Origin of the sequence: Actinomadura sp. KC06 (assembly GCF_004348735.1) — a bacterium.
Lineage (GTDB): Bacteria > Actinomycetota > Actinomycetes > Streptosporangiales > Streptosporangiaceae > Spirillospora.
This window is the reverse complement of record NZ_SMKT01000246.1, coordinates 1-8,732: the sequence shown is the minus strand read 5'-3', so window position 1 is coordinate 8,732 and position 8,732 is coordinate 1. Positions and strand designations below refer to the sequence as shown.

Below are 8,732 nucleotides of genomic sequence, written 5' to 3'. Positions count from 1 at the left end.
GCGGCGGGACTGGTCTGTCCAGGTTTGTCCGTCCCAGTAGCGTTCGCGGCCCATCAACTCCGGATCTGGGTACCACCCAGGTGGTGCGCTCACCGGACTCCGCCTCCCGTCAACGTCGGGTCAAGGCTTGCGCACGCCGCGACTCAGCGTCAACGGGACGGTCACAGCTTGGGAGTGAAGGGGCGGCGATGGGCGGGGTCGTCCGGTTCGGCGAGGCCGCGCAGGGCCGTCTCGACGAGCTCGATGCCCTGCAGGAGGGCGACGAGGCGGGCGCCCTCGCGGCGGTAGGTGTCCAGGACGGACTCGATGCCGTGCGGCGGGACGACGTCGCCGAGATCGACCCGGGCGGTGCGGAAGCCCTCGCGGGCCGCCTCGACGGACGCGCCGACGTGGTGACGGGCCATGCGGGCGAGGGCGATGGGGTAGCGGCGCAGGACGCCGTACCGGCGGTACTCGGGCGGGACGAGCTCGAGCAGCCAGGCCAGGGCGGTGTCCTCGAATCGGTCGGAGCCCGGTGGGTGCACCTGCGAGGGCCAGCCGGGCGGAACGTAGGTGCTCACAACGGCAGGATAACCCGGACTCGAACAAATGTTCGAGTGGCGTTCTCAGTCGGGCGGCGGGGTGCGGCGGATGCGGATCTTGCCGGAGGCCAGGTCGTCGCGGGAGCTGCCCGACCCCGTCTGCTCGTGGTCGTCCTTGCGGAGCAGCTTCTGCCGCTCCTGCTCCTCGACCTTGATCTTCTTCGAGCCCTCGAACACGGACGCGAGGTCCTCGAACATGCCGCCGCCGAAGCCCGCACCGGTCTTGCCGTCGCCGCGGATGGCGCCCATCATGGTCGACTTGCCCGTGCCGTCACGGGGCCACTCGACGGTCTCCTGCTCGGCCGGCTCGGGGCGGTTGCCCATGGCGCGGCCCTTGACGCGCTTGCGGCGGCGAAAGGGTGGCTTCACACACTCTCCAACGCGGTGAGTCTCCAGAATGATCCCGGCGGACGTTCAGGTCGTGAACGACCACCGGGTGGGAGATCCGGTGAAGTCTCCCTGGCGGAGCCCGAACACCTGCTGTGGCCGCACCGCGACGGTCGCGTTCACCTCTGGGTCCAGGAAGTCCACACGATATCGGGTGGCGTACTTGGAATTGACCAGGTCGATGAAGCGTTGCAGGTCCCTCTTCTCGGTGAGCACCTCCGCGAGCCCTTCGATGACGACCGGGTTCTCCGCCTCCTCCGTGGTCACCGTCACCCGGGGGTTCGCGCGCAGGTTCACCATCTTGCGGGACGGGACGGCGCTGCTGAACAGCAGTGCGTCACCCGACCAGGCGCCCCACACCGGCATGGCGTGCGGGCGTCCGTCCGGCCGGACGGTGCACAGCCAGAAGTTGCGCGCCGCCATCAGCCGTTCCACGGCCCAGGACCACGGGAGCAGGCCGCTTCCCTGCTGAGGTCCCTGGATGCCGTAGCCGGGCATGTACGGACGTTCTGCGGTGGGCTCTGCGGGCTCCGGTTCCGCGGCGGCGCCGGAAGCCGACATGGCGTACTCCTCTCTGTCGGGGTGCCCCCTCGCCCATCGTTTCAGACCCCGGCACCCCCGAGTGACGCTCGTTGGCGGAGGCTGGGCGCGGTAGCCTGCGGGACGTGCGTCTTTCCCATGTCATCGCGGCTCTCGAGGATCTCTATCCGCCGGCGTGGGCCGAGCCGTGGGACGCCGTCGGGCTCGTCTGCGGCGTCCCCGACCAGGAGGTCGGCCGGGTCCTGTTCGCCGTCGATCCGGTGGCCGCTGTGCTCGACGAGGCACTCGAATGGAACGCCGACCTGATCGTCACGCACCATCCGCTGCTGCTGCGCGGCGTGCACTCGGTGGCCGCGACCACGCCGAAGGGACGCCTCGTCCACCGCATGATCACGAACGGGGTGGCGCTGCACACCGCGCACACCAACGCCGACCGGGCCGACCCCGGCGTGTCGGACGCGCTGGCGCGGGCGGTCGGCCTCGCCGGAGAGCTGCGCCCGATGGTCCCCGCCGATGACGATCCCCGCCGCGGCCTCGGCCGGATCGGGGAGCTGGACGCGCCCGTCACGCTGCGGGAGTTCACCCGACGGGTGGCCGCCGGGCTGCCGTCCACGGCCTGGGGCGTCCGCGCGGCGGGCGACCCGGACCGCCTCGTCCGGACCGTCGCCGTGTGCGGGGGCGCGGGCGACTCGCTGCTCGACACCGCGCGGGCCGCCGGTGTCGACGCCTACCTCACCGCCGACCTGCGCCACCACCCGGCGTCGGAATTCGCCGAGCACGGCGGCCCGGCCCTGGTGGACGCCGCGCACTGGGCGACGGAGTGGCCCTGGCTCGCCGACGCCGGACGGCGCCTGGCCGCGGCCTCCCCCGAAGCGGGCAAGTTGGAGACCCGGGTGTCCACGCTCGTCACCGACGCGTGGCGCCTCCACGACGAAGGAGCACTGTGAAAGCCGCACCGCAAGCCCAGCTTCGCCTGCTCGACCTGCAGGACCTCGACGCCGCGCTGGACCGGCTGGCGCACCGCCGCCGGACGCTGCCCGAGCTCGCGGAGATCGAGCGCCTCGAGGGCCGGCTGACCGGGCTGCGCGACGCGATCGTGGCGGCCGAGACGGAGGTCGGCGACCTGGAGCGGGAGCAGAAGAAGGCCGAGCAGGACGTCGACCAGGTCCGCACCCGCGCCGACCGGGACCAGAAGCGCCTCGACTCCGGTCAGGTGGCGTCCGCCAAGGACCTCGGCAGCCTGCAGGCGGAGATCGAGTCGCTGCAGCGCCGCCAGTCCGACCTGGAAGAGGTCGTGCTGGAGATCATGGAGCGGACGGAGGAGGCCGAGGGGAAGGTCGCCGCGCTCCGCACCGACCGGTCCGCCGCGCAGGACGAGCTGTCCGGGCTGACCGAGCGCCGCGACGCGTCCCTGCGGGAGATCGACGAGGAGGCCGGGACGACCAGCGCCGCGCGCACCGCCGTCGCCAAGGACGTCCCGGACGACCTGCTCGCCCTCTACGAGAAGCTGCGCGGCCAGTTCGGCGGGGTCGGCGCGGCGAAGCTGTTCCGCGGCGCCTGCCAGGGCTGCCACCTGGCGCTGAACACCGTCGACCTGAACCGCATCCGCAGCGCCGCCGAGGACGAGGTGGTCCGCTGCGAGGAATGCCGCCGCATCCTCATCCGTACTCCGGAATCGGGCCTGTGAGTTCGCGGAAGCTGGTCGTCGAGGCGGACGGCGGGTCGCGCGGGAACCCCGGCCCGGCCGGATACGGGGCCCTCGTCCGCGATGCGCTCACCGGGGAGGTCCTGGCCGAGGTCGCCGAGTCGATCGGGCACGCGACCAACAACGTCGCCGAGTACCGGGGCCTGATCGCGGGTCTGACGGCCGCCGCGCAGCTCGACCCGTCCGCCCGGGTCGAGGTCCGGATGGACTCCAAGCTCGTCGTCGAGCAGATGTCGGGCCGCTGGAAGATCAAGCACCCGGACATGGTGCCGCTGGCGCTCCAGGCGCGGGACGTCGCGGGGGGCCTCGGCTCGGTGTCCTACGCCTGGATCCCGCGGAACCGGAACGCGCACGCCGACCGGCTCGCGAACGAGGCCATGGACGCCGCCGCCCGCGGCGAGCAATGGGTCCGCAAGATCGAGGAGACGCCGGGGGAGCCGGAGCCGCCGCCGTCGTGGACGCCGCCGTCCGCCGCACCGACGACCACGATCCTCCTGCGGCACGGCGAGACGCCGCTGTCGGCCGAGAAGCGCTTCGCCGGGACGGGCGAGATCCCCCTCACCGCGCACGGCCTCGCCCAGGCCCGCGCCGCCGCGCTCGCCCTCAAGGACCGCGGGCTCGAAGCGATCGTCACGTCCCCGCTGTCCCGCTGCCGCGACACCGCCGCCGAGATCGCCGCCGTCACCGGCCTGGACGTCCGCGTCGAGGACGGCTTCCGCGAGGCCGACTTCGGCGAATGGGAGGGGCTCACGTTCGCCGAGGCGGGCGAGGCGTGGCCCGCCGAGCTGAAGGCGTGGCTCGCCGACCCGGAGGTCGCGCCGCCGGGCGGGGAGAGTTTCGCGCACGTCGCCCGCCGCGTCCGGACGGCCCTGGACAAGCTGAAGGTCCGCTACCGCGAGCAGACCGTCCTGGTGGTCTCGCACGTCACGCCCATCAAACTCCTGGTAAAGGACGCTTTGGGCGCGCCCATGACGTCCCTCTACCGGATGCACCTGGACGTGGCGGCGCTGTCGTCCATCGACTGGTACGCCGACGGCCCGGCGTCGCTCCGCGCGTTCAACGACGTCCACCACCTGGAATCCTGATCCCCGGCCGCTTACGCTGCGCGAGAGGCACCGTGACCTGGGGAGGAACCGTGACCACGAAGATCCTGCTGGACGAGTCGAGGCTCCCGAGGCGCTGGTACAACGTCGTCCCCGACCTGCCCGCGCCGCCGCCACCGCCCCTCCACCCGGGAACCCGCGAGCCGCTCGGCCCCGGCGACCTCGCGCCCCTCTTCCCCACCGACCTCATCGAGCAGGAGGTCACCGGCGACCGCTTCGTCGACATCCCCGAGGACGTCCGCGAGGTGTACCGGCTCTGGCGCCCGACCCCGCTGATCCGGGCGCACCGCCTCGAACGCACCCTCGGCACGCCCGCGCGCATCTACGTCAAGTACGAGGGCGTGTCCCCGGTCGGGTCGCACAAGCCGAACACGGCCGTCCCGCAGGCGTACTACAACGCCCGCCAGGGCGTCCGCCGCCTCACCACCGAGACCGGCGCCGGCCAGTGGGGCAGCGCCCTCGCCTTCGCCTGCGCCCAGTTCGCGCTCGACTGCGAGGTCTGGATGGTGCGCGCGTCCTACGACCAGAAGCCGTACCGCCGCTCGATGATGCAGCTGTTCGGGGCGAAGGTGCACGCCAGCCCGTCGCCGCTCACCGCGTCCGGCGCGAAGATCCTCGCGGACGACCCCGACTCGCCCGGCTCCCTCGGCATCGCGATCAGCGAGGCGGTCGAGTCGGCCGCGCCCGAGGACACCCGGTACGCGCTCGGGAGCGTCCTCAACCACGTCCTGATGCACCAGACGGTGATCGGCGAGGAGGCCCTCGAACAGCTCGCCTCCGTCGGCGACGTCCCCGACCTGATCGTGGGCTGCACCGGCGGCGGCTCCAACTTCGCGGGCCTGTTCTTCCCGTTCCTCCGCGAGAAGCTGGCCGGACGCATGGACCCGGTCGTCCGCGCCGTGGAACCCGAGGCGTGCCCGTCCTTCACCCGCGGCCGCTACGCCTACGACTTCGGCGACACCGCGGGCCTGACGCCCCTGCTCAAGATGCACACGCTCGGGCACGACTTCGTCCCCGACCCCATCCACGCGGGCGGCCTCCGCTACCACGGCATGGCCCCGCTGCTCTCCCACATGTACGACCTGGGCCTCTTCGAGGCCGAGGCCAAACCGCAGCGCGAATGCTTCGAGGCGGGCCTCCTGTTCGCCCGCACGGAGGGCATCGTCCCGGCCCCCGAACCGACCCACGCCCTCGCCGCCGCCGTCGAGGAGGCCCGCCGCTGCGTCGAGACCGGCGAGCCCAAGGTCATCCTCACCGCCCTCTGCGGCCACGGCCACCTGGACATGGCCGCCTACGACCGCTTCCTCTCCGGCGAGATGGAAGACCACGCCCTCCCCCAATCCCGCCTCGACGAGGCCCTGACGACCCTCCCGTGAGGGTGCGCAAGTCAACTTGCACACCCGTGATGAAGCGGGTGCGCGAGTGACGCGCGCACCCACTAACCTTGAAGTACGGCGGACGAGCCGGCCGGACGGCCGCGTCGGGGAGCGATCCCCGTCGAGGAAAGTCCGGGCTCCACAGGGCAGGGTGGTCGGTAACGCCGACCCGGGGCGACCCGCGGGACAGTGCCACAGAAAGCAGACCGCCGCCGGTCCGCCGGTGGTAAGGGTGAAACGGTGAGGTAAGAGCTCACCAGCGTCCACGGTGACGTGGGCGGCTCGGTAAACCCCACCCGGAGCAAGGTCAAGAAGGGGCCGCAAGGCTCCGCGCAGGCGCCTGAGGGCGGCCCGCCCGAGCCTGCGGGTAGACCGCTGGAGGCCGCCGGCAACGGCGGCCCGAGATGGATGGCCGTCACCCGCCGCCCCAAGGGGCGGCAGGCACAGAACCCGGCTTACAGGCCGACTCGTCCGCCCGCCAACCCTCTGACCAGGGCCGCAACAGGATTCAAGATCGCCCAGGGCACATTCAGGGCACAACCGCCGCTTTGAACGCCTCATCCAACGCGTCCCGGGCACGCCCACTCGCCTCCGGCACCAGATGCCCGTACAGGTCCACCGTGATGGTGATGGACTTGTGCCCGAGCCACCGCGACACCTCGGAGATTGGCACGCCCTCAGCCAAAGCCGTGCTAGCGAAGGTGTGCCGCAGGTCGTGAAACGTGGTGTCGTCCGGGAGACCAGCCTTCCCAATGGCGGGCTTCCAGATGTTCTTGTTGAAGTAGTCCCGCCGGAACAAGGTCCCGCGTGGCGTCCGGCACAGCACCGCATCGGGAGCGAGGTCGAGCAGCTCGACGTGCCGCGTGATGCCGTCGAGCACAAAGGCCGGCAACGGGACGTCCCGCAGAGAAGCCGGAGTCTTGGGCGAAGCCAGCACCGGTTTCCGATCGATCACAACGACTTGCTGATCTACCGTGACCATCTCAGTACCGGGGTCGACACGGTCGAGGGCCAGCCCGAAGGCTTCACCCTGCCGCAGGCCGAGCCCAGCGCCAAGCAAGGCGAGGATGCCGTACCGGTCGGGCATTGCAGCGGCCAGGGCGAGGACCTGTGCGGGGGTCAGCAGACGGACAACGGTCGGGTGTACTTCAGGCAACCGGATGTCCACGCACGGACTCTTGCGCAGGTATCCGTCCCGCAGTGCGCCCCGCATGATGCTGGCGAAGATCCCGTAGATGGTGCCGATGGTCCGGGGAGCCAGACCCGTGACGACCTGTAGGTCCCGCACCCATTGCTGGACGAGGGTGGGACGGATGGCGGCCAGGCCGAGGCCGCCGAATCCCGGATTGATGTGATTGTGTAGGTGCCCCTCATAAGTCTCAATAGTGCTGGGCTTGTGCAGCCGAGACTTCATCCAGATTGGGGCGTAGTCACGAAACGGTGTGCGTCCAAGGCGAGGGTCGATCCACTCACCTCGGTCAGTGTCGGCTTTGCGTTGAGCATCAAATGCTTCCGCGCAGGTCTCGGGATCGGTTCCGGCCTTCTTTGGAAAGTTCCGCTTGCACTGCTGTCCAGTTTCGTCCCGCCACCGGACTTGCCACCGGTCACCCTTGAAGTGATCAGCACTGGGATATAGCCGGGACTTCCCGCGGCTGTGTTCCCGGCACGGCTGGTCACCGGGCTTGGGGTGGGTCTTGTGCCAGCGGTCGTAGATGCTCATGCCGCGTTCTGCTGCTCCCGGAACCAGGCGATGACATCGTCGGGCAGGTAGCGCAGGTGACGGCCAACCCGGCTGGCCTTAGGGCCGATGCCGAGATAGCGCCATTGATAGAGCGTGGCTTTCGGGACGCCGAGGAAGCGGGCCACTTCATCTGGCGTCCAGGTCCGATCACGTGCAAGGTCCATGCGTTGATCTCCAGTCATCAGGCAGCAAGGGAACTTTCAGCAGCGAGTTCATGGGCGAGTTCTTCGCGTCCAGCCTGGTGTCGTCGGCGGGCTTGGTCGGCGGCGGTGTTGGCCAGGAGGGCGTCTCCGGTGGTTTTCCAGCCGGTGCCGACGTAGGACAGGCGGGCGAGGACGATCGTGGTTTCGGTGTCAAGGTCGTCTTGACGCTGAATCCGTTCGTCGGAGTGCTCGGGGCCCTGGGGTTGGGTGCGGCGGTAGTGGATGCGTGCGGCGCGCAGGGCGGCGAAGGTGAGGGAGTAGTGCCGGGCTTTGGTGAGGAAGTGGCCGCCGAAGCCGAGCATGTGCGCCCAGCGGCGCAGGGACTCGAAGCCGGGGTAATCGCCGAGGGTCCAGGCCGCGTGGACGAGGCGTTCGGTGTGGCCGCCCTGGGAGTCGGCGTACAGGCCGATGTTGTGGGCGTGGAGGCGGCGGGAGGTGTGTCCGGTGATCTCGGTGCCTTTGGTGGCGTATTTGGCGAGGTAACCGGCCACCATGGCGTCACTGACGGACTCGCCGTGCAGGCTGATGATACGGACGTCGACCTGTTCACCCCAGTTAATGGGCCAGCCGCCGGGCCGGTCCGGGTGAGGGTCGGTGGTGTAGACGATGCGCACTGCGGCGTAGCGGATCGCGTCGTCGAGATCGGCGGCGGTGATCCCGGACGGCGGTGGGACGATCAGCGTCGGGTCGTCGGGGTCGATGCCGTCCAGGCGAAGCAGGGCATGGAAATGGACCGCGCCGCGTGCCTGGAATTCGGCGACCTTGCCATGAGAGACCCGGACCGGGGCCAGCCCGCGTTGACGGGCCAGTTGGTTGAGGCGGCGGGTGATGGCTTGTTTGGTGCGTCGCCACAGTTCGCCCGCGCGGTTGTTCCAGATGACGTGGTGGTCGTGGTCGTAGCAGTCCGGGCACAGCGGTTGCCCAAGGCGTTCGTCGCGGGGGTCGTGGCGGGCGAAGCAGGCGACAGGGTGGCCGTGGGGGCAGTGGATGAGGTCGCGGCGGGCGTGGCAGGGGTCGGGGCGGCAGCTGCAGCGTGCGCGGTCGGTGCAGGTGCTGTCTCTTAAACACATCTGACGCTTCCGACGACCGCATAAGG

The 8,732-nt window shown here is 70.4% G+C and carries 10 protein-coding genes and 1 other RNA gene; 5 read left to right on the top strand and 6 right to left on the bottom strand.

Annotation, left to right across the window (positions count from 1 at the left end; all coding sequences use genetic code 11):
* Positions 1-161 precede the first annotated feature (161 nt).
* The 3 genes from E1287_RS40135 to E1287_RS40125 are packed head-to-tail and all read right to left on the bottom strand — an operon-like array spanning position 162 to position 1,529.
* Entirely contained in the window at positions 162-560 is a 399-nt protein-coding gene (locus tag E1287_RS40135; RefSeq protein WP_131970868.1) for a hypothetical protein, read from the bottom strand.
* 45 nt (positions 561-605) lie between these two features.
* The gene (locus E1287_RS40130; RefSeq protein WP_131970866.1) at positions 606-950 is read right to left on the bottom strand and encodes a DUF6191 domain-containing protein; all 345 of its coding nucleotides are present in this window, start codon (positions 948-950) and stop codon (positions 606-608) included.
* Positions 951-995: 45 nt separating this feature from the next.
* Complete coding sequence (locus E1287_RS40125; RefSeq protein ID WP_131970864.1) at positions 996-1,529, bottom strand: pyridoxamine 5'-phosphate oxidase family protein; 534 nt, start codon at positions 1,527-1,529, stop codon at positions 996-998.
* A 104-nt stretch (positions 1,530-1,633) separates the two neighbouring features.
* On the opposite strand from E1287_RS40125, the gene E1287_RS40120 reads away from it, so the two are divergent.
* The 5 genes from E1287_RS40120 (at position 1,634) to rnpB (ending at position 6,166) form a co-directional block, all read left to right on the top strand.
* Entirely contained in the window at positions 1,634-2,455 is an 822-nt protein-coding gene (locus E1287_RS40120) for a Nif3-like dinuclear metal center hexameric protein (protein ID WP_131970862.1), read from the top strand.
* A complete protein-coding gene (locus tag E1287_RS40115) occupies positions 2,452-3,195 on the top strand; it encodes a C4-type zinc ribbon domain-containing protein (protein WP_131970860.1) in 744 nt (247 codons plus the stop codon). Before E1287_RS40120 ends, E1287_RS40115 begins: the two co-directional genes overlap by 4 nt.
* Entirely contained in the window at positions 3,192-4,298 is a 1,107-nt protein-coding gene (locus E1287_RS40110; protein ID WP_243719767.1) for a bifunctional RNase H/acid phosphatase, read from the top strand. Before E1287_RS40115 ends, E1287_RS40110 begins: the two co-directional genes overlap by 4 nt.
* 50 nt (positions 4,299-4,348) lie before the next feature.
* Positions 4,349-5,692: a TrpB-like pyridoxal phosphate-dependent enzyme gene (locus E1287_RS40105; protein ID WP_131970856.1), complete on the top strand. Its 1,344-nt coding sequence runs from the start codon at positions 4,349-4,351 to the stop codon at positions 5,690-5,692.
* 83 nt (positions 5,693-5,775) lie between these two features.
* Positions 5,776-6,166: RNase P RNA component class A (gene rnpB, locus E1287_RS40100), an RNA gene on the top strand.
* A gap of 55 nt (positions 6,167-6,221) precedes the next feature.
* Here the strand turns inward: rnpB and E1287_RS40095 are convergent.
* From E1287_RS40095 to E1287_RS40085, 3 genes are all read right to left on the bottom strand, one after another.
* Positions 6,222-7,412: a site-specific integrase gene (locus E1287_RS40095; RefSeq protein ID WP_131970854.1), complete on the bottom strand. Its 1,191-nt coding sequence runs from the start codon at positions 7,410-7,412 to the stop codon at positions 6,222-6,224.
* Positions 7,409-7,597 carry a helix-turn-helix domain-containing protein gene (locus E1287_RS40090; RefSeq protein WP_131970853.1) on the bottom strand — a complete coding sequence of 63 codons (189 nt, stop codon included), beginning with the start codon at positions 7,595-7,597 and terminating at the stop codon, positions 7,409-7,411. The genes E1287_RS40095 and E1287_RS40090 overlap by 4 nt, the downstream gene beginning before the upstream one ends.
* A gap of 17 nt (positions 7,598-7,614) precedes the next feature.
* Positions 7,615-8,732, bottom strand: a 1,118-nt coding sequence (locus E1287_RS40085; protein ID WP_207934749.1) for a replication initiator, incomplete at its 5' end; no start/stop codon positions are given.

Coding starts and splice junctions, on each gene's coding strand:
- E1287_RS40125 (WP_131970864.1), bottom strand. CDS start 1,529: ATGTCGGCTTCCGGCGCCGCCGCGGAACCGGAGCCCGCAGAGCCCACC.
- E1287_RS40090 (WP_131970853.1), bottom strand. CDS start 7,597: ATGGACCTTGCACGTGATCGGACCTGGACGCCAGATGAAGTGGCCCGC.
- E1287_RS40095 (WP_131970854.1), bottom strand. CDS start 7,412: ATGAGCATCTACGACCGCTGGCACAAGACCCACCCCAAGCCCGGTGAC.